Raw genomic sequence first — 20744 nt, 5'->3', positions numbered from 1 at the left:
TGTCCGGGCCGCTTTGGCCGGCCGGCGCTACGCGGCCGTCTGCAGAAGGCGATTGCCGGTCTCAGCGTCGACGTAGGAGAAGCTCTGCGGTGGGCGGAACCCCTCCGGCCTCGAACGCAACTCCACGAGAGGAATCGGCCGGCTGAGTCGGCTTGGGCTCGCCAGGCTCAGAGCGGTTCCCGCCTCGACACCCTCGAAATAGTCCAGGAACTCCCCGTGATCGAGACCGCTGCCCGCGCCGTGCGCCCGCCAGAGAGCAGCAAGACGACCGGGCTCGACGCTCGTCACGACGCAAGTCCCCAGCAACGCCCGCACCGGCGTCGACGCATAGATGAGGGCAAGTGTCGGAACGCGAATCTTCGGCTCGGTGCGGCGAAGTTCAACGGTCTTGGCTCCGCTGAGAATCGCATCGGCGAATCGCGGCCAGAGCGAAAGGACCATCATCCGATCACGATCGAGCGCCATGCCGCCCACGGAATACTCAGTCATCACGCCTGGTGGCCTGAACTCGCTTCCGTGCCCGCGGGTCTGCCTCCACCTTGGCGTAGAAGTCGCGAGGTGTGATCTTGTGCTGCCACGCCTCAGGCGGCACCTCGTCGGTCGAGACGTCGTCTGTGGGCAGTGGTCTATGTCGTGTCTCATCCATGCCGCGCCGGTGCCTCACCAGGTTGGAAAAAGAAAGGCCCGGCCCCCGCAGGGACCGGGTCGGTTACAGCAAGTATAGCCGACGAGCCGCGGTCGGCGCACGAGTCCGAGGATGCTGCTTAGAGTGAGCGCACTGGGATGCCGAGGCGGCTGAGGGATGAGATGGGCGAGAAGCGACTTGTCGTTAGGAATCGACACGGCGATTGGGAGGTGCGCATCCCCGGAGCGCACAAGCCGGTGTCGCAACACGGGTCGCTCGACGACGCCCCCCGGCATTCCGGCGCCTACTTCAGCCAGTCAAGCATCCTCTACCGCGACAAGCAGTGCCGGGCCGGCGGCTGGCCCATGGAGACCCCGAACCCGAACGCCAAGAACATCGACACCGCACGGCGGCTCGTCGCCATCAGCTACGACCTCGTCGGACTGGACAAGCCCTAATGACCTAGCCCTATCAGGCACCGGTGATGTTGTTGACGCACACCTCGTGGTGCTCGCCGTGCGCACCGGGCACAGCATCATCACCTCCGACGCCGACGACTTCATCGCTCTCGCCGGACAACTCGGGACCGCGGCGCCGAAGATTCACCGCTGGTAGCCGACCGGCGTCGGGGGTCGGGTGCCGGCCGCCGTCGGCGCTGTCGCACCGTGTCCTTAGGTTGTGCACCATGACATCGCAGAACTCCACCCCTGGCAACGACGCCGCTCCAAGCGACACGTCCCCGGGTAGGGACCGTCCGGCGACGCGGTGGTTGGTGTGGGTTGCCCTGGCGGCGGCGATCGTCGTGGCGGCGGTCTGCGCGACCGACGACCCAGTGGCGCCCGAGCCGGTCGGGCAGCCGGCGGGGGGCGACCCGGGCGACTGCTACACCACCGAGGCCGACCAGCCACAGCATCCCCGCGACACCAACCGCTACCTGGTGGCGCTGACCGCCGATGACGCCGGCGCTCTGGACGAGTACGCGCACTGCCGGTGGTTGCCGGCGATCAACCCGGAACCGGCCGATCCTGGCTGCTACAGCACCGGCGATGACAACGAGTGGCGCTTGACTGGCGTGAACCTCTATGCCCTGGCGCTGCTCGAGGGCGGTGCCTCAGCGGGGGCGCTAGACAAGTACGCGGAGTGCGAGTTCATGCCTGCGGTGGTCGGCGGCACGGGCGACTGAAGGGAGTGAGTGATGCGACGGATGCACGTGGGACTGCGGGTCGAGGACGGCGGCACCACCCAGGTGCCCAGCCCGGCCGGAGCGTGAGGGGATAGCGCTGTGGGCAAGGTCGTCCTGATCACCGGGGCGTCGTCGGGCATCGGGCGGGAGGCGGCGATCCTGCTGGGTGAGCAGGGCCACACGGTGTACGCCGGCGCCCGCCGGGTGGACCGGCTGGCCGAGTTGGCCGACCTAGCCGGTGGTGGCGTCACCGCCGTCGAGATGGACGTCACCAAGGACGACGAAAACCAGCGGGCCGTGGACCGGATCATCGAGAGCGAGGGACGGATCGACGTCCTCATCAACAACGCCGGCTGCGGGCTCTACGGGCCCATCGAGGACGTCCCGCTGGACGACGCCCGCCACATGTTCGAGGTGAACCTCTTCGGCCTGGCCCGCCTCACCCAGCTCGTCCTGCCGCACATGCGCGCGCAGGGCTCTGGCCGCATCGTCAACATCTCCTCGATGGTCGGCCGGATCTACACGCCCATGGGGGCCTGGTACATCGCCACCAAGCACGCCCTGGAGGGCTGGTCGGACTGCCTGCGCTACGAGACCGCTCCCTTCGGCATCCGGGTGGTGCTGGTCCAGCCGGGCTCGATCCATACCGAGTTCGCCTCCCTGACGGCGAGCCAACTGAACGACTTCCCCGCCGACAGCCCCTACCGGGCGCACATCGACATGCTCCGCAAGCGGGTGACCGACCCCGGCGCCACCGACCGCCCGATCGGGGCGCGGGAGGTCGCCGAGGTGTACGTCGAGGCCGCGACCGCCCGCCGGCCCCGCCGCCGCTACGTCACCGGAGCGCGGGCACGGCTCTGGATGTTCACCAGGAAGTGGCTCGGCGACAGGGCCTTCGAATACGTGTTGCACCGCAGCGTCCGGTGAGGGCGGTTCGGCGGATGCGACGCGGGCGATTCGCTCCTCCCCGCAATGCTGCCCACTCGACCCGATGCGGTTCGATGCGAGCGAGGGAGTAACGCAATGGGCAAGGTCGTGCTGATCACCGGTGCGTCGGCAGGCATGGGGCGCGAGGCGGCGATCCTCATGGCTCGGAAGGGCCACGCGGTGTACGCCGGGGCCCGGCGGGTGGACCGGCTGGCCGAGCTGGCCCCCCACGGCGTCATCCCGGTGGAGATGGACGTCAGCGAGGGCGCCGACAACGAGCGGGCCGTCAACCAGGTCATCGAGAGCGAGGGGCGGATCGACGTCCTCATCAACAACGCCGGCTTCGGCCTGTACGGGCCCATCGAGGACATCCCGATCGACGAGGCCCGCTACCAGTTCGAGGTCAACCTCTTCGGGCTGGCACACCTCACCCAACTCGTGCTGCCGCACATGCGGGCGCAGGGCTCGGGGCGGATCGTCAACGTCTCGTCGGTGGGCGGCAGGATCTTCATACCGCTGGGGGCCTGGTACCACGCCACCAAGCACGCTCTGGAAGGCTGGTCGGACTGCCTGCGCCATGAGACCGCGCCCTTCGGCATCCAGGTCGTGATCATCCAACCTGGCGCCATCAAGACCGAGTTCGGCGACGTGACCAACGCGGGGCTGGACAGGTACGCCGGCGACACGGCCTACAAGGATCTGGTCGGTCTGTTCGTCAAGTTGCGGGACAACTCGCGCACCATGGACCGCGCCACCGACGCCTCGGTGCTCGCCAAGGTGTACCTCAAGGCCGCAACGGCCCGCCGGCCACGCCGGCGCTACGTCAAGGGGGCCTTCGCCCGACCTGTCCTGTTCATCAGGAAATGGTTCGGCGACGGCGTCTACGAGTTCGCCCTGCGCGGCATCGTCCGCTGACCTGGCGCCGCCCGGGCACGGCGGCGACTCCGGAGGTGTCGGGCGACTGCCCGCCGTCGGTCTCCCCGTCTGGCAGGATCACCTCCACACGACAGGGAGGGTCACACGATGAGCAAGGTCATCCTGATCACCGGCGCGTCGGCGGGCTTGGGCCGTGAGGCCGCGACCCTGCTGGCGAAGCAGGGTCACACGGTGTACGCCGGCGCCCGCCGGGTGGACCGGCTGGCCGAGTTGGCCGACCACGGCGTCACCGCGGCGGAGATGGACGTCACGAAGCGCGACGACAACGAGCGGGTCGTGGATCGGATCATCGAGAGCGAGGGGCGGATCGACGTCCTCATCAACAACGCCGGCTTCGGCCTCTACGGGCCCGTCGAGGAGATCCCGATCGACGAGGCCCGCTACCAGTTCGAGGTGAACATCTTCGGCCTCGCCCACCTCACCCAACTCGTGCTGCCGCACATGCGGGCGCAGAACTCGGGGCGCATCGTCAACATCTCCTCGATGGTGGGCAAGGTCTTCACGCCGATGGGGGCCTGGTACGTCGCCACCAAGCACGCCCTGGAGGGCTGGTCGGACTGCCTGCGCCTGGAGGCCGCGCCCTTCGGCATCCAGGTCGTCCTTATCGAACCGGGTGCCATCCACACCGAGTTTGGCGACGTGATGGTGGCCCTCATGGAGAAGTTCCCCGACGACAGCCCCTATCACGCTCAGATCGAGTCGCTCAGCAGCTTGATGGGAGACCCGGGTGCCGTCGAGCACCGCACGCATGTGACGGCCGCCGCCAAGGTCTACGCCAAGGCCGCCACGACCCGCCGCCCACGCCGGCGCTACGTCACAGGAGCACTGGCGCGACCCTGGATGTACACCCGGAAGTGGTTCGGCGACGCCGTCTACGAGTTCACCGTCTGCCGCGGACTCCTCTGACCGGTTTCGCTTCGACGGGCTCCGACGGAATCCGCACGACCGGCAAGGTTCGGCTACGGACGGCTCGCCGGCGGGCCAGAGGCAGCGGCCCCGGCGTCACTCGGTCGGCGTCACGACCAGCAACTCTCCGTCCTCGAGTATCAGATGCACCGGGGAGGGAATGGTGGGCTTGGCGACGAACGGCTCGTCATCGGCCCGGACGAGTCTCGACACCTCGATCCTGGGACCGCTCAACTCCACGCCCGTCACGGTGACGCGGTCGCCGATGAACACGCTGCCCACGTCGCGGGACCCGCCGTCGCCGTCGGCGAGGATGGCGTGGACGGTGTAGAAGAACCCCGTGCCGCCGGTGGTCGTGGTCAGAACCGCCACCCCGTCGAGCAGACCGTCGCCATTCAGATCGCCGGCGGCCCCGGTGATGAAGGCCGAGTCGATCATGGCCGCCGCGTCGGGGGTATAGCCGCTCTCGTCGAGGCGCACCCGCTCGTCGATGAGTCCGCTGAGGTTGTACTCGACGTCGCCGAACGCCAGCCGGAACGTCTGGTAGTCACACGAGGTCGCAAGCACGGCCACGAGCGCGCCCACGAGCAGAGCGAGCCGTCGCCAGATCCGCTTTGGCTTCATGGCTACGACGCTACCGACCGGCACCGGACCGTCCGCCGCGGTAACCATCGCTATTCGCCCGACACGCCGGTCGTGGACTCGAACTGGGTCGACAACGGACCACCCTGGATGGCGGTGCTGCTGAGGTCCGCCGCCGACGTGCTGGATCTTCGCCCTGACACCTCTGCGGCGGCCAATCCCCGAGGCCTGTTCATCAGCGTCGTCGGACCGCACCTGCCGGAGCCAGCACCAGACTCAGCCGACCCCGCCGGCGACTGCGACTTCGAGGTACGGGCCTTCTTCCCGCTGCGTGGGGCGCTTGCCGAGGACCCCGTGACCGGCAGCCTCAACACATCACTCGGCCAGTGGCTGACCGCAGCCGGCCACGCCACCGCGCCGTACACCGCGAGCCAGGGCGCGGCCCTCGGCCGCGACGGCCGGATCTACATCGATCAGGATCCCGAAGGCACGATCTGGGTGGGCGGCGAGGTGGTCACCTGCGTCCGGGGAACCGTGGAGATCTAGGTGACGACCGGGTGCTCCAGGATCTCGGGGTCGATGGTCCGGGGCTGCCACTGGCCGTAGTCGGCACCGACGCGGAGCTCGCCGCCGGAGACGATCGGCTTGCCACGCAGAACAGTCATCACCGGCCAGGCTGAGACCTCCCAGCCCTCCCAGGGGCTGTAATCACCGTCGTGATGAAGGTCGGCCATCGTGATCGTGCGCTCGACGTCGAGGTCCCAGATCGCCAGGTCCGCGTCCGCGCCCGGCTCGATCACGCCCTTGCGGGGGTACAGGCCGAAGATCCGGGCGGGATTCGTGGCGAACAGCTCCACGAACCGGCGCAGCGACAGCCGTCCCCGCTTGTGGCCCTCCGACAGCAGGATCGTGCCGCGGGTCTCGATGCCGACGTGGCCGCCGGGCACCGTCTCGATGTCGTGACCGCCCAGCTTGACGTCGAGTGAGGTCGTGTACTCGTCGGTAGCGACGGTGGCGATGTCGCCGCCGGTCACTCCCTCCCAGAGCTGCGCGCGGTCCTCCGGCGACGGCAGGCCCATCCCGATGTGGTAGCGGGCGCCGTCGGGCTTCAGGTAGTCCTCCTCGGAGAAGCACAGCAGGTTGTGCAGCGTCTCGGCGTAGACCGGCCGGCCCCTGCGGCGCTCGCCGGCCACCACCCCGACCGATTCCCCGGCGGTGGTGTGCACGAAATAAGCGGCCGCGCCGGCTTCGGCGGCCAACGCCGCCACCTGGCGGAACGCCAGCGCCTCGCCGAACGGCGTGTGGGCGCAGCGGATGTTCTGGAGTTGGTTGCGGCCCTCACTCTTGAGTCTTGCCTCGTTGTACTTGATGAGGTCGTCGTCCTCGGCGTGGACCATGACGATGCCGCCGGCCTCCTGGGCGATCCGCATGGCAGCCAGTACCGACCCATGGTCGATCCGGATGCCCGCCTGGCCCGTCGTCACATCGGTGGTGAACACCTTGAACGACGGCGTGCCCTGATCGATGGTGGTGGCGATGCTGGCCAAGGTCTCCGCCGAGGCCGAACCCGTGATCACCGGGTGGAAGGCGAAGTCCACGAACGACCGACCCGTGAAGATCTCCCTCCGCTGGGCGACCGCCTCGGTGGTGTCGTAGGCCCGGTCGGTGACGTGCACGTCCAGGAAGGCGAACGACAGCACCGTGGTGGTGCCCCCGAACGCAGCGGCCCGGGTGGCCCCCTCGGGAGGCTGCAGCCAGACGTCCGCTCCGCCGGTCCAGCCCCGGTACATCGGCTCGTGGATGTGGGCGTGCGACTCGATGCCGCCGGGCGTGACGACCTTGCCGGCGGCGTCGATCACAGCGGCGCCCTCGGGCACCGGCACCAGGCCCGGCGACCCGACGGAGGCGATCCGCTCGCCGGCGATGCCGATATCCAGGTGGCCCTCGCTGTGGGGTGTGACCACCCAGCCGCCCCGGATCACCGTGTCAAGCATCGGTCCCGACCCTACGCCCCGGACGCCTGGCCGAGCCCGCCAAGGGCAGCGGCAACGACGGCATCAAGCATCGGGGCCCCGACCGAAGCGGGGCCGCACCAGTTCGGCCCAGTTGCCGATGCGGCGCCGGCGCTCGGGAAGGTCGGCGTCGAGGGCGCCGTCGAAGTTCCGGGCTCCCGCCGCCATCGCCACCCGGATCTGGGTCTCGACCTCGCCGGGGGTCCCGCAGAACATGAAGCGGCTGCGGATGTAGTCGCCGATGCCCAGGGCATCGGCCCGCTCGACGTAACGGCGCTTCAGTTCGTCGGTCACACGACCGTGGGTCACCAGGTCGTACTGCTCGCCCAGCTTGGCGATGCCCTCCCGGTACTGCTCGGGCACGAACTTGCCCTCCACCCGGCCCTGGGAGAAGTGCATGGCGAACGCCGTCGCCGCCCAGGCGCCCTCGGCCAGCGCCGCACCCGGTTCGGGATCCACGAACCAGAAGCACGTGAACCACACCTCCAGGTCGGCGAGCGTCCTGCCGGCCGACTCGGCGCCCTCGGATATCAGTTCCAGGCAGCCCGAGACCACCTCGGGCAGGACCCCCAGGCCGCAGATCACCCCGTCGGCGATCTCGCCGGCCAGGCGCAGCGCCCGCGACCCGTGCGCCGACATGATGATCGGCACCGAGGTGCCCCGGCCCCACTCCAGCCGGCACTCCGAACCCTGGTAGGTGGCCGTGCCGTCGGCAAGCAACGCGCGCACGGTCGAGACGTACTCCTTCAGGTCGTCCAGGCGGGCTGCGGGGTGTCCCAGGTGCCAGACGCCGGTGCCGCCGGATCCGATCCCGAAGTAGGTTCGGCCGGGTGCCAGGTCCTCCAGGGTGGCGATTGCCGAGGCGGTCACAACGGGGTGGCGGCTGACCGGGTTGGACACCCAGGTACCCAGACGGATCCTGCTGGTCTCCCGGGCCACGGCTCCCAGGGTCATCCACGGATCCCGGAACAGCGCCGGCGAGTCCCACACGCCCATCCGGTCGTACCCCAGCGCCTCGGCCTCCCGGATCTCGGCCGCTACGCCGTCCGGTGGCCCCGGCGTCACACCGAACCCGAAGCCCGGAACGCTCATCGCCTCGATGCCCGACCGGCCGCCAACCCGCCGCCGACTCCGATGCGGTCGACGCCAACCGCCCCGAGATCCGGGGTCTCGGCGCCAACCCCGCCGGGCTTCACTCCGAATCCGAACCCCGGGACGCTCACGAGGGCGGCCCGGCGGTCGACATCAGCTCCCAGACCCGTTCGATCGGCAGAGCGTGGGCGGTGATGCCGTCCCGACCGGTCATGGTCTCAGCCGCGAACAGGGCGTTGACGATGGCCTCCTCGGTGGCGTCGACGGTGGCCTCGTAGAGGGCCACGAGAGTGGCGGCGTCGACCAACAGCGGCCAGGCGCCGGGGAGCTCTTGCAGGTCCCCACAAGGTCCCGGCGCGTCCCCTCCGGAATCCGGGCTTCGCCCCCGAGGGCTCACCACCTGCTCCGAACTCCCCGCCTGCCGGCCACCGCCGAGCCGGCCGCTGCCCAGGTCGCTGTGGCCGGTTGCGAAGGCGATCGACAGGTCGCCCGACCAGTGCTCCCCCACCCCGCCGGCCCGGCCGATGCCCACTGCCGTCCGGGCCGCCAGGCTGCGGCACTGGTGCGGCAGCAGCGGCGCGTCGGTGGCCACCACCGAGATGATCGAGCCCATGCCCTCGGGCAGGTCGCCGCCCGGCAGGGGGATCACGCTGTCGTCCAGATGCCGCCCGACGGGGAAACCGTCGATCACCAAGCGCCGACGGGAGCCGTGGTTGGCCTGCACCAGCACACCCACCGTGTAGCCGGCCGCCTCGCCACCCGCGTCGCCGGCCGCCTCGCCACCCGCGTCGCCTACAGACCCGGCAACGACCCGCGAGGACGTGCCGATGCCGCCCTTGAAGCCGTGGCAGATCATGCCGGTCCCGCTGCCGACGTTGCCCTCCGGCACCGGGCCCGAACTCGCCGCAGCGAGAGCCGCCCACACGTCATCGGCAGAGACATGAGCGCCGTTGATGTCGTTCAGCAGCCCGTCCCAGGTCTCGGCCACCACCGGCAGCGACCACCAGTCCGAACCCTCACGCTGCGACCGCTCAACCTCCACGAGGGCGTCCCGCACCACCCCCACCGAGTGGGTGCTCGTCAGGGCGATCGGCGACGTCAGCAGGCCCGACTCCTCGATCCAGTGGCTGCCGGTCATCTCACCGTTGCCGTTCAGCCGGCCGATGCCTGCGAACACCGGGTTCAGCGCCGCCGACTCGGGCCGGGGCACCACCACCGTCACCCCCGTGCGCACCGGACCCTCGCCCACCACCAGCGGCCCCTCGCCGACGATGTGCGTCACGTGGCCGACCGCCACGCCCCCCACATCCACGATGGCATTGAGCGGCCCAGTGGGCCCCGAGGCCGCGAACAACCCGACGGCGCGCGCTCTGTGGGCTCTCATCTCAGTGCCCGGAGGGAATTGCGATGATTCTGACTCATGCTGACTCATGCGGACTCATGCGGACTCGACACGACCGCGGGCGACCGACCGGGAGATCGTCCGGGGAGACAAGTGTGTCACGCACGGAAGAATTCGACCTCGGGCCTGCCAGCGCGTGCCCTACGCCGGGCCCGGCAAACGGCGTGCCGGCGAGGCGTCTGCCAAGGAGGTGAGACCATTGGTCATGGATGTCGCCAGATCGCGCCGATCGCGGCTCATCGCCGTCCTGTTCTTCGTCGTGGCGCTCGCCGGTGCCTGCGGCTCGGACGACGACACCGAGCCCGTCCGGCCGGTTCGCCTGCCGCCGACCACCATCGCCGAGGGGGAACCGCCACCGAGGATCCAGGAACCGCCACGGCCGGTCGAGCCGCTGCCACCTCCGGAGGTCGAACAGCCTTAGGCCCGGGCCGTCGAGTGAATACAGCGCGACAGCCCGCTACTGGTCTCGACTGATCTCGACCGATCTCTACAGGTCGAAGGGCACCAGCACCAGCGCCACGGTGGCGTCGCAGCGGCGCAGGACCGTCTCGACGGTGTGACCCAGGAAGGGACGGTCCCTGAGCCGTCTGAGGTTGGCGCCCATGACTACCAGGTCGGCCTCCGTCTCGTGTACCAGATCCAGCAACTCGACAGCCACCGACGTGCCGGGGCGGGCCACTAGTTCGGGCTGCACCCCCAGCCCCTCGACCAGCTGCGCCGCCTGGCCGAGGACTTGCTCGCCGATCCCGGTGGCCCGCGCCGGTGAGCGCAGCATCGCCAGGCGCCGGGGCCGCAGCAGATCCAACGGGGCCTGCAGCAGCTTCGTCACCCTCGCCGCCAGCGACCGCATAGCCAGCGACCCCATAAGGCCAGGGGCGGCGTCGCTCTCTGACGGCGTGCCGGGCGCCTCGCTCTCCACCCATCCGCCATCGGTCCCGGTGTCAGGCTCGGCGCCGGCCGGGTCGTCAAGGTCGGCCGGCGGCCCGGGAAGTCCATCGGCGGCCAGCACGCTGATCGCCTCGGCGGTCTCCTCATCGTCGTGCCCGATGCCCGGCCACATCACGCCGGACGCCATCCCGGGCAGGCGTCGCAGGCCGCCCATCACGTCGGCGGAACCCACGACGTGGGCCAGCACCATCTGCGTGCCGAGTTGGGAACTCAGATGGGCCGCCACCTCGGCCGCGGCCCGGCTGGCAGGGCCGCCCGAAGCCGGCACCAGCGCCTTGGCGTAGGCCCCCGGCAGCGGGCGGTCCAGGTTGCGGGCGCGGCGCACCACCACGACCGGGATGGGGCTCACCCGCAGCACCTCGTCCACGAGCGGCGAGATCACCTGGCCGATCTCCTCGCTGCTCTCCACGCCCATGCCGATCGCCCCGTAGCCCAGCGCCGCCTCCCTGGCGATGCGCTCGGCCACGTCGCGCTCCCGCACCCGCTGGAAGTCCACCTCCCGGCCGTGCAGGACGTTCTCCATCGGCCCGAAGTCGAACGTTGCCCGCCGGTCGGCGGCGGTGAACACCGTCACCTCGGCCTCGGGAGGCCACGAGTAGTGCATGAGCTGGGCGGCGGTGATGGAGGCCGGCCCGCCGCGGGAGGGGATCAACAGGCGGGACGTGCGCACCACGAGGTTCTGGCTCAGCGCCTTCTCCCGGTCCAGCCGGCGGATCTCCGCCGCGTCGCCGCGCCAGTTGAAGACCACGATCCGCAGCGCCACCGAGGCGAAGAGCGACGTCACCAGCGGCACCAGCACGATGATGGTGAACGAGGCCGTGTTGAAGACCCCCAGGCTGAGGCCCACCGAGGCGATGACGATCTCCAGGGTTCCGCGGGCGTTCAGCCCGGCCCCCAGCGCCATCCCGGCCCGATGGCTGCGCCCCGCTGCCCGGGCCCCGCCGTAGGCGCCGGCGAACTTGGCCGCGATCGCCACCGCCACGATCACGAGAGTCCAGGTGAGGATCGTCGGGTCGTCCAGCAGCAACAGGTTCACCTGCAGGCCGGCGGTGGCGAAGAACACCGGGGCAAAGAACGACGACGTCAGCCGCTCGAGCGAGTGCTCCAGCCGCTCGTCCACGAAGCGGGAGCGGTGCAGCACCACGCCGGCCACGAACGCCCCCACCACCGCCTCCACCCCCAGGCCCTGGGTCACCACCCCGAAGCCCAGCATCGTGACCACCGCCACGGTCACCGCCGCACCCAGGGTGTCGCTGCTGCGGCGGGTGCGCCGCAGCCAGCGGTCCACCAGCCACTGGCCCACCGTCAGCGCCAGCACCAGGAACAGCAGCAGGCCGCCGACCGAGATCAGGATGTCGGTCGCGGACACGCCGCCGGCGGCCACCACGCTGGTCAGGACGCCCAGCAGCACCCAGCCCACCACGTCGTTGGCCATGCCCACCGCCACGGTGATCTGGCCGAAGTCGCGCCGCATGAGGCCCAGGTCGGAGAGGATCTTGGCCACCACCGCCAGCGCCGAGACGCTGACGGCCAGGGCCACGAACAGCAGGAAAGTGCTGCGTGTGGCATCGGGGCCCAGGAACTCCCCCGGGATCAGCCAGCCCACGATGCTGCCGGCGCCGGCGGGCACCAGCATGCTGCCCACCGCAACCAGCACCGCCGGGCGGCCCAGCTTGGTGATCAGACCCAGGTCGGTCTCGAAGCCGGCCAGCACCAGCAGCAGCGCCACGCCGATCCAGCTGACGGTCAGCAGCGCGGCGGCCTGCTCGGCGCCGGCGGGCAGGAACCACTCGAACTGCTCGGGAAAGTAATGCCCGAACAGCGACGGGCCGAGGATCACGCCGGCGCCCAGCTCGCCGATCACCCGCGGCAGGCCCAGCTGCACCATCACCCAGCCGAGAGTGCGGGCGCCCACCACCAGCGCCAGCAACTGCACCCAGAAGACCAGCAGGTCGTACTCGGCGTGCGCCAGATCACTGGCGGCGGCGAACATCAGGAGCAACCGCCCCGCGCGGCGTGCCCGCGGGACCGATCATGGGCCACGCCGGTCGAGCCTCGCGCGGCTGGATTCCGGCCTCCGCCGGAATGACGACGGGCAGGATGGGCCACGCCGGTCGAGCCTCGCGCGGCTGGATTCCGGCCTCCGCCGGAATGACGGCGGGCCGGAGTCGCGGAGCGATCGATCATTGGCGCGCTCGCTCGTAAAGGTCGAAGTCCACCACGAGCGGGGCGTGGTCGGAGGGCTTGGCACCCTTGCGGGCGTTGCGGTCCACGACGATGCCGGCGGCGCGGGCGGCCAGCGACTCCGAAGCCAGCACGTGGTCGATGCGCATGCCCTGGCGCTTGTGGAAGCGGCCCGCCTGGTAGTCCCAGAAGGTGTAGAGGCCGTCGACGCCGGGAAAGCGCCGGCGGAACACGTCCACCAGGCCCCAGTCGCCGACGGCCCGCCAGGCAGCACGCTCGGGCTCGGTGACGTGGGTGGACTCCGCGAACACCTCGATGTCCCAGACGTCGCGGTCCTCGGGCGCCACGTTGAAGTCGCCCGCCACGACGACCTCGCCGGCAGGGTCGCAGACCGCCTCCAAGTGCGCCCGCAGCCGGCCGAACCAGGCCAGCTTGTAGTGGTAGTGGTCGTGGCCGACCTCGCGGCCGTTGGGCACGTACACGCTGGCCACCCGCACGCCGCCGCATGTGGCCCAAACGATCCGGGCGTCGCGGTCCTCGCCCGCCCCGTCGGCGAACCCGGCAGCGGTGTCCTCCAAGCCCAAGCGGCTGCAGACGGCCACCCCGTTCCAGCGGCCCTCGCCGTGGTGGACGCACTCGTAGCCCAGCGCCTCGAACGCCATGTGGGGGAAATCCTCGGTGGCGAGCTTCGTCTCCTGCATGCACAGAACGTCGGGCTCGACGGCCGCCAGCCAGGGCTCCACCCGCTCCATCCGTGCCCGCAGCGAGTTCACGTTCCACGTCGCCAGGCGCACGGGCGCACCCTAGCCGCGGCGCCATCTCCTAAGGACCGGCCAACGGGACCACACGAGGGCCGCCGCCTACTGGATTCCGGCCTCCGCCGGAATGACGACGAGACAGGGGCGGGGACAGCGGGGGCCGCCGCCGAATGGATTCCGGCCTCCGCCGGAATGACGACGAGACAGGGGCGGGGACAGCGGGGGCCGCCGCCGAATGGATTCCGGCCTCCGCCGGAATGACGACGCGACAGGGGCGGGGAGGGCCGCCGCCGACTCGCAGCCGAACGGGGCGCTCTCGTAGACTCGAATCGTGGCGTCGGACGAGGCTCCACCCTCCGCCTTCCCGAGCGGCCAGAACGCCTGGCTGATCGAGGAGATGTTCGCCCGCTACCAGGCGGACCCCGAATCGGTCAGCGCCGGCTGGCGCGACTTCTTCGCCGACTACCGCTCGCACATCCCCGAGGCGGCGCCCCCCGAGGCCGAGCCGGCGGCGCCCCCCGCCGGTCCCGCCGCGGTGCCCGCCCGCAGCGACCTGGCCCCGGTGACCGAAGCGCCCCCCGAGGGCGAGCCGTTGCGCGGCCCCAGCGCCCGCCTCGCCGCCAACATGGAGGCCAGCCTGGCGGTGCCGGTGGCCACCAGCTTCCGGGAGGTCCCGGCGAAGCTGCTGGAGGTCAACCGCATGGTGATCAACGGCCATCTGGGCCGCACCCGGGGCGCCAGGGTCAGCTACACCCACCTCATCGCCTACGCCGTGGTGCGGGCGGTCGCCGATCGCAACCCGGAGATGAACACCTCGTTCCATCACGGCCCCGACGGCCGGCCGAGGGTGGTGCGCCATCCTCATGTGGGCCTGGGTCTGGCCGTGGACCACGAGCGCTCCGACGGCACCCGCACGCTGCTGGTGCCGTGCCTGCGCCACGCCGAGGAGCTGGGCTTCCGGGACTTCATCGAGGCCTACGACGAGCTGATCCGGCGCACCCGCGGCAACCGCCTCACCGCCGACGACTTCGCCGGCACCACCGTCACGCTCACGAACCCGGGGATGCTGGGCACCCGCTGGTCGGTGCCCCGGCTGATGACCGGCCAGGGACTCATCGTGGGCGTGGGAGCCATCGACTACCCGGCTGCGTTCCAGGGGGCCGACCCGCACACCCTGGCGGGTTGGGGGGTCTCCAAGGTGGTGGTGCTGTCCTCGACCTACGACCACCGCATCATCCAGGGAGCCCAGTCGGGCGACTTCCTGGCGAGCGTCCACGACCTGCTCATCGGCGAGCACGGCTTCTACCACGACATCTTCCGGGACCTGGACGTGCCCTACAAGGAGGTGGAGTGGCGGCGCGACGTCATGGGCACTGACGCCACGACGGCCATGGCGGTGAAGCAGTCGCAGGTGGACGCCCTCATCGCCGCCCACCGCGACCGGGGCCACCTCATCGCCGAACTGGATCCCCTGGCGCTGAACGAACCCGACCTCCACCAGGACCTCGACCCGGCCGGCCACGGGCTCACCATCTGGGACCTCGACCGGGAGTTCGAGGTGAACGAGGCCAACGGGCTGGCGGCCGCCGCCGGGGGCCGTGACCGCCTGCCGCTGCGGGAGATCCTGCGGCTGCTGCGCAACGCCTACTGCCGCACCCTCGGCGTGGACTACACCCACATCCTGGACCCCGCCGAGAAGCGCTGGATCCGCGAGCAGGTGGAGGGGCCCCAGCCGGAGCTGAGCAACGACGACAAGCTGCGCATCCTGGACCGGCTGAACGCGGCTGAGGCCCTGGAACGCTTCCTGGGCACCCGCTACGTGGGCCAGAAGCGCTTCGGCCTCGAGGGCGCCGAGAGCGTCATCCCCACCATCGACGCCATCCTGAGCGAGGCGGCCGACGCCGGCATGCACTCGGCGATCATGGGCATGGCCCACCGGGGCCGGTTGAACGTGCTGGTCAACATCGTCGGCAAGTCCTACGGCCAGCTCTTCCGGGAGTTCGAGGGCGCCATCGATCCCGACGCCGTGCAGGGCTCGGGCGACGTGAAGTACCACCTGGGGATGAGCGGCAAGTTCACCAGCCTCGCCGGGAACCCGCTGCGAGTGGACCTCGCGGCCAACCCGTCGCACCTGGAGGCCGTGGGCCCGGTGGTGGTGGGCATGGCCAAGGCCCGCATGGACCGCCTCGAGACCGAGGGAGCGACGGAGTGTGCTCTCGCACCGGCCACCGCGGAGACGGACCGCGACGACGCAGCCGCCCCGGACCGCTCGCCTTCGGAGGGGGAGACGGCCCGGGCGCCGGGCACCCGGGCGCTGCCCGGAGCCTGCACCGCCGGCGTGCTGCCGCTGGTGTTGCACGGTGACGCCGCCTTCGCCGGCCAGGGCGTCGTGACCGAGACCCTGCACATGTCCCAACTCGACGGCTACTGGGTGGGCGGCACGATCCATCTGGCCATCAACAACCAGGTGGGCTTCACGGCCACGGCCAGCGAAGGTCGCTCCAGCCCCTACCCCACCGACGTGGCCCGCATGATCCAGGCGCCGATCTTCCACGTCAACGGCGACGACCCCGAGGCCTGCGTGCGGGCCGGCCGGCTGGCGTTCCGTTACCGCCGGCGTTGGGGCAAGGACGTGGTGATCGACCTGTGGTGCTACCGCCGCCACGGCCACAACGAGGGCGACGACCCCAGCATCACCCAGCCGCTGATGTACAACCGGATCGCCGAGCACCGCCCGGTGCGCAAGGGCTACGTCGAGCGGCTGGTGCTGCAGGACGAGATCGACATGACCACCGCGACCGGGGCGCTGGACGGCTTCGAGTCGATGCTGCACGAGGCGCTGGACGACACCCGGGCGCAGCTTCCCGAGGTGCAGTCTCTGGCGCTGCCGCCCAAGCCGCCGACCGGGGCGCTGCCGGACATCGACACCACCGTTCCCCTCGACGAGCTACGCGACATCTACCAGGTGCTGAGCCGGCTGCCGGAGGGCTTCTCGGTGCATCCCCGGGTGGCGAGACACCTGGGTGCCCGTGACCGGATGTTCGCGGACTCCGAGGCCGACTGGGCGCTGGCGGAGACGCTGGCGTTCGGGAGCCTGCTGCGCCGGGGCACCTCGGTGCGCCTCTCGGGCCAGGACTCCCGCCGGGGCACCTTCTCCCAGCGCCACAGCACGTTCGTGGACAACGTCACCGGCGCCGAGCACACGCCGCTGGCCGCGCTGTGCGCCCCCCGCACCCGCCTGTGGATCTACGACTCGCTGCTGTCGGAGTACGCGGCGCTGGGGTTCGAGTACGGCTACTCGCTGGCGAACCCCGAGGTGCTGACGCTCTGGGAGGCGCAGTTCGGGGACTTCGCCAACGGGGCGCAGATCATCATCGACCAGTTCCTAGTGGCGGCCGTGGACAAGTGGCGCCAGGGCAGCGGGCTGGTCCTGCTGCTGCCCCACGGCTTCGAGGGCCAGGGCCCCGAGCACTCCTCGGCCCGCATCGAGCGGTTCCTTTCTCTGTCGGCCGAGGACAACATGACCCTCGCCCAGCCCACGACCGCCGCCCAGTACTTCCACCTGCTGCGGCGCCAGGCCCTGTGGGACCTGGGTCGGCCGCTCGTGGTGTTCAGCCCGAAGTCGCTGCTGCGGGCCCGGCCGGCCCGCTCACCGCTGGAGGAGTTCGCCGGGGGATCGTTCCGGGCGGTGCTGGACGACCCGGCGCCGCCGAGGGGGGCGGACCGGGTGGTGCTGTGCTCGGGGAAGGTGGGCCACGAGGCCGCCGCCAAGCGGGACTCGCTCGCAGCCAACATGGCGGTGGTGCGCATCGAGCAGCTGTACCCGTGGCCGGCCGCCGAGATCGCCGAGACCCTGGCCGGCTATCCCCACGCCGCCGAGGTCGTGTGGCTGCAGGACGAGCCCCGCAACATGGGGGCCTGGAACTTCGCCCGGGACCGGTTGGCGGACACGCTCGACGGCACCCGCCTGGTCTGCGTCAGCCGCCCCGAGTCGGCCAGCCCCGCCACCGGCTCCCGCCAGATCCATCTCCAGGAGCAGACCCAGCTCCTCAACGCCGCCTTCGCCTCGCTGGATGCGATCGAGATGCTGCTGACCTGAGCGCCCGCCGGCCGGACAGTGGATTCCGGCCTGCGCCGCATCGGGATCGATACGGCGCCTTGCTCAATGTGTGGCGCGAGGGTTGACGAGGCCGACCAAGATCGGGCCTCGGGCTCAGCGGTCGGCCAGAACTCCCCGCAACGGCAACTCCACCAGGCCGCGGAACGCCACGTTGGGGTGCCAGCGGTTCTGGAAGCTGTCGACCAAGTGCAATTCGGCGAAGCGCTCCAGCAGCATCTCGAAGGCGACGCGGCCCTCCAGGCGGGCCAAGGCGGCGCCGATGCAGTAGTGGGGGCCGCCGCCGAAGCTCATCGGGAACACGTCGGGGCGGGTCACGTCCAGCTCGTCGGGCCGGTCCCAGAGTGCGGGATCGCGATTGGCCGAGCCCAGGAAGGCGGTGACGGGCGTGCCCTTGGGGATCTCGCGGCCGCCGATCAGGATGTCGCAGGTGGTGATGCGGCGCACCCGCTGCACCGGGCTGTCGTAGCGCAGCAACTCCTCCACCGCGCCCGGCAGCAGTTCCGGTTGGCGGCGCAGTGTCGCGAGCTGTTCCGGGTGGCGCAGCAGGGACAGCGTGCCGTTGCCGATGAGGTTGGTGGTGGTCTCGTGGCCGGCGAAGAGCAGGTTGATCGATGTCGCCACCAACTCGTCCTCGTTGAGCCGGTCGCCCTCGTCGACGGCATCCACCAGATCGCTGAGCAGGTCATCGCGCGGTCGTTGCCGGCGCTCGACGACCAGCGCCCGCAGGTAGGCCCGGAACTCCGCCAGCGCCACGTCGAGCTCCTTGGCCAGGTGCGGGTGGGCGACCGACGACCCGGTGTACGCCACGACCGCCTTCGACCAGCGCTTCAGATCGGCGTGGTCGCTGTCGCCGACGCCGTAGAGCTCGCCGATGACCGCCACCGGCAGCGGATATGCAAGGGACTCGATCAGATCGAAGCTGACCGCGCCGCCCCCGTCACCGTCGCCGAGGTCGTCCAGCAGGCGCTCGGCACGGGCGCGCACCTTGCCCTCCAGCATCGCGATGCGACGCGGGGTGAACGCCTTGGACAGCAGCCGGCGCAGGCGGGTGTGCACCGGCGGATCCTGCGTGGAGATGTTCACCGTGCGGAAGTGATCGATGACCGTGGGGATCTGAGGTCGCAGGTCATCCGGCAGCTGGCTCAAGAAGAAGCTGTCCCAGCCGACGCTGGAGAAGATCTCCCAGGTGCGGGCGATCTCGGTGACGAGCTCGCCCTGGGTCACCAGCCACTGCTGGAAGTAGGGGCTCCAGTAAACGGGGGCCTCGGCCCGCAGCCTGTCATAGACCGGGTACGGGTCGGTGGTGAACGACGGCGGGTGCAGGGCCGCCTCGACGGCCTCGTCCCCGTCGGGCAGGGGGCCGGGCGTCAGATCCGGAGGACCGACGACGGTCGCTGTGGTCATCGGCCCAGAGTAATGGAGACCGGTCGGGCACCGTAGAGGTCGCAACTCGGCCGCAACTCGACGACCATGGATTCCGGCTGTGAGCCGGAATGGCGTTCCTGTGGCACTTGTCCCCTGTCCGGAGGTGGGGGTGCCGGCGGAGTGGGGCCCTGGGCGGTGGCGGGGCGTCGGTACGATGCGGTGCGTGGGTCGCCTCGCCGAGATGATCGCAACCTCGGCCGGCGCCCTGAGCCGGGCCACCGGGCGCGGCGGCGGCACCAGCCTGCCGGGCATGGTGCTGAACAGGCTGGAACCGGGTGCGCTCCGCCGGCTAGGCGGGGGCCTCGGCGGCGGCGCGGTGTACATCTCGGCCACCAACGGCAAGACCACCACCGCCCGCCTGCTGAGCGCCTGCCTGCGCGCCGACGGCCGCGACGTCACCGCCAATGCCGCCGGCGCCAACCTGGCGAGCGGGGTGACGACTGCCCTGCTGGCGCGCGAGCGGCGCCGGCGCAAGCAGCGACGCAACCGTCTCGGGCTCGCCCGGCGTGGAGAGCCCGCAGACCGCTGCGGGGGCATCGGCGTCTTCGAGGTGGACGAGGCGGCGCTGAGCGAGATCGCCGGTGCGCTGCAGCCTCGGGCCGTGGTGCTCATGAACCTCTTCCGGGACCAGCTCGACCGTTACGGCGAGTTGGAGGCCATCGCCGAGCGCTGGAGCGATCTGGCCCGCAGCCGCAGCCTGGGCCCGGCCACCACCATGATCCTCAACGCCGACGACCCGGCGCTGGAGCGCATCGGAGCCGAACCCGACAACGTGGTGCTGTTCGGCATCGACGATCCGGGCGTGGGACGCCGCGAGCTTCCTCACGCCGCCGACACGGTGCGCTGCGGCAACTGCGGCGGGGCGCTGAGCCACGACCTAGTGACCGTCGGGCACCTCGGCCACTGGCGCTGCGAGGGCTGCGGGCTGCGGCGGCCCCGACCCCACATCAGCGCCCGCCGCGCCCGGCTCGACGGCCTCGACCGCCTAGAGCTGACGATCTCCGGGGTGAACGGCCCCAGCGGCGCCGACCTCGAAGTGGTCGCCGGGGTGGGAGGCCTGCACAACGCCTACAACGTGACCGCCGCGATCGCGGCGGCGGCCGCCCTCGGCGTACCCGCCGAGGCCATCAGGGAAGGCATCGCCGGCGTGCAGGCGGCGTTCGGGCGGGCCGAGCAGGTGAGCCTCGATGGGCGCACGCTGCGGCTGCTGCTGGCCAAGAACCCCACGGGCGCCAACGAGAACATCCGCTGCGTGCTGGCCGAGCCCGCGCCGCTGCACCTGCTGGTGGTGCTCAACGACCGCACCGCCGACGGCCGCGACCCGTCGTGGATCTGGGACGTGGACTACGAGCCCCTGTGGGATCACATCGGCAGCGTGACCCTGGCCGGCAACCGCTGCTGGGAGTTGGCGCTGCGCTTCTCCTACGGCGGGCTCGACCCGGAGAGGCTCGACGTCCGGGAGAGCCTCCCGGACGCTCTCGACACCGCCGTGGCCGCCACACCGGTGGGCGGGACGCTGCACGTCCTGCCCACCTACACCGCACTGCTGGACCTGCGGGCCGAACTGGTGCGCCGCGGCACCACCCACGACTTCTGGCAGGAGACATGAGCGCCCAACCCGAGGACACGGCCCGTGTCCTCATG

Annotated in this window: 18 protein-coding genes; 9 read left to right on the top strand and 9 right to left on the bottom strand. The window is 70.8% G+C overall.

Translation table 11 applies throughout. From position 1 onward, the window contains the following. Window positions 1-27: 27 nt before the first annotated feature. A complete protein-coding gene (locus OXG55_13820; GenBank protein MCY4104318.1) occupies window positions 28-489 on the bottom strand; it encodes an ASCH domain-containing protein in 462 nt (153 codons plus the stop codon). Continuing rightward, complete coding sequence (locus tag OXG55_13815; GenBank protein MCY4104317.1) at window positions 482-646, bottom strand: hypothetical protein; 165 nt, start codon at window positions 644-646, stop codon at window positions 482-484. Before OXG55_13815 ends, OXG55_13820 begins: the two co-directional genes overlap by 8 nt. A gap of 161 nt (window positions 647-807) precedes the next feature. On the opposite strand from OXG55_13815, the gene OXG55_13810 reads away from it, so the two are divergent. The 5 genes from OXG55_13810 (at window position 808) to OXG55_13790 (ending at window position 4577) form a co-directional block, all read left to right on the top strand. Beyond that, window positions 808-1083 carry a hypothetical protein gene (locus OXG55_13810; protein ID MCY4104316.1) on the top strand — a complete coding sequence of 92 codons (276 nt, stop codon included), beginning with the start codon at window positions 808-810 and terminating at the stop codon, window positions 1081-1083. A 227-nt stretch (window positions 1084-1310) separates the two neighbouring features. After that, window positions 1311-1808 carry a hypothetical protein gene (locus tag OXG55_13805; protein ID MCY4104315.1) on the top strand — a complete coding sequence of 166 codons (498 nt, stop codon included), beginning with the start codon at window positions 1311-1313 and terminating at the stop codon, window positions 1806-1808. A gap of 99 nt (window positions 1809-1907) precedes the next feature. After that, on the top strand, window positions 1908-2735 hold the full coding sequence (locus tag OXG55_13800) for an oxidoreductase (protein MCY4104314.1): 828 nt from the start codon (window positions 1908-1910) through the stop codon (window positions 2733-2735). A 96-nt stretch (window positions 2736-2831) separates the two neighbouring features. Beyond that, window positions 2832-3650 carry an oxidoreductase gene (locus tag OXG55_13795; protein MCY4104313.1) on the top strand — a complete coding sequence of 273 codons (819 nt, stop codon included), beginning with the start codon at window positions 2832-2834 and terminating at the stop codon, window positions 3648-3650. A 108-nt stretch (window positions 3651-3758) separates the two neighbouring features. Next, window positions 3759-4577 (top strand): oxidoreductase, encoded by an 819-nt coding sequence (locus tag OXG55_13790; GenBank protein ID MCY4104312.1) that lies wholly within the window; start codon window positions 3759-3761, stop codon window positions 4575-4577. 96 nt (window positions 4578-4673) lie between these two features. Here OXG55_13790 and OXG55_13785 read toward each other — a convergent pair whose 3' ends face one another. Continuing rightward, on the bottom strand, window positions 4674-5201 hold the full coding sequence (locus OXG55_13785; protein ID MCY4104311.1) for a hypothetical protein: 528 nt from the start codon (window positions 5199-5201) through the stop codon (window positions 4674-4676). On the opposite strand from OXG55_13785, the gene OXG55_13780 reads away from it, so the two are divergent. Beyond that, entirely contained in the window at window positions 5118-5705 is a 588-nt protein-coding gene (locus tag OXG55_13780) for a PhzF family phenazine biosynthesis protein (protein ID MCY4104310.1), read from the top strand. The two genes, OXG55_13785 and OXG55_13780, sit on opposite strands and share 84 nt — an antisense overlap. Here OXG55_13780 and OXG55_13775 read toward each other — a convergent pair. The 3 genes from OXG55_13775 to OXG55_13765 all read right to left on the bottom strand — a co-directional run bounded on the left by OXG55_13775 (window position 5702) and on the right by OXG55_13765 (window position 9647). Next, window positions 5702-7153 (bottom strand): amidohydrolase family protein, encoded by a 1452-nt coding sequence (locus tag OXG55_13775; GenBank protein ID MCY4104309.1) that lies wholly within the window; start codon window positions 7151-7153, stop codon window positions 5702-5704. The two genes, OXG55_13780 and OXG55_13775, sit on opposite strands and share 4 nt — an antisense overlap. A gap of 63 nt (window positions 7154-7216) precedes the next feature. Continuing rightward, window positions 7217-8263 (bottom strand): LLM class flavin-dependent oxidoreductase, encoded by a 1047-nt coding sequence (locus tag OXG55_13770; GenBank protein MCY4104308.1) that lies wholly within the window; start codon window positions 8261-8263, stop codon window positions 7217-7219. Between the two features lie 127 nt (window positions 8264-8390). Next, complete coding sequence (locus OXG55_13765) at window positions 8391-9647, bottom strand: P1 family peptidase (protein ID MCY4104307.1); 1257 nt, start codon at window positions 9645-9647, stop codon at window positions 8391-8393. Between the two features lie 223 nt (window positions 9648-9870). Here OXG55_13765 and OXG55_13760 point away from each other — a divergent pair, with 223 nt between their 5' ends. Beyond that, a complete protein-coding gene (locus tag OXG55_13760) occupies window positions 9871-10086 on the top strand; it encodes a hypothetical protein (protein MCY4104306.1) in 216 nt (71 codons plus the stop codon). A 66-nt stretch (window positions 10087-10152) separates the two neighbouring features. Here OXG55_13760 and OXG55_13755 read toward each other — a convergent pair whose 3' ends face one another. Together OXG55_13755 and OXG55_13750 are read right to left on the bottom strand one after the other, a co-directional pair. Next, window positions 10153-12606, bottom strand: a complete 2454-nt coding sequence (locus OXG55_13755) for a cation:proton antiporter (GenBank protein ID MCY4104305.1) — start codon at window positions 12604-12606, stop codon at window positions 10153-10155. Between the two features lie 190 nt (window positions 12607-12796). Next, complete coding sequence (locus OXG55_13750; protein ID MCY4104304.1) at window positions 12797-13591, bottom strand: exodeoxyribonuclease III; 795 nt, start codon at window positions 13589-13591, stop codon at window positions 12797-12799. A 295-nt stretch (window positions 13592-13886) separates the two neighbouring features. On the opposite strand from OXG55_13750, the gene OXG55_13745 reads away from it, so the two are divergent. Next, a complete protein-coding gene (locus OXG55_13745; GenBank protein ID MCY4104303.1) occupies window positions 13887-17654 on the top strand; it encodes a 2-oxoglutarate dehydrogenase E1 component in 3768 nt (1255 codons plus the stop codon). A 114-nt stretch (window positions 17655-17768) separates the two neighbouring features. Here the strand turns inward: OXG55_13745 and OXG55_13740 are convergent, their stop codons facing one another. Then, a complete protein-coding gene (locus OXG55_13740; GenBank protein ID MCY4104302.1) occupies window positions 17769-19079 on the bottom strand; it encodes a cytochrome P450 in 1311 nt (436 codons plus the stop codon). 184 nt (window positions 19080-19263) lie between these two features. Here OXG55_13740 and OXG55_13735 point away from each other — a divergent pair, with 184 nt between their 5' ends. Next, window positions 19264-20709 carry a MurT ligase domain-containing protein gene (locus tag OXG55_13735; GenBank protein ID MCY4104301.1) on the top strand — a complete coding sequence of 482 codons (1446 nt, stop codon included), beginning with the start codon at window positions 19264-19266 and terminating at the stop codon, window positions 20707-20709. Window positions 20710-20744: the final 35 nt, after the last annotated feature.

Source organism: bacterium, from assembly GCA_026708055.1.
GTDB lineage: Bacteria > Actinomycetota > Acidimicrobiia > Acidimicrobiales > CATQHL01 > VXNF01.
Note: the sequence above shows the minus strand (reverse complement) of the source record. Positions and strands in the feature narration are given on the sequence as shown.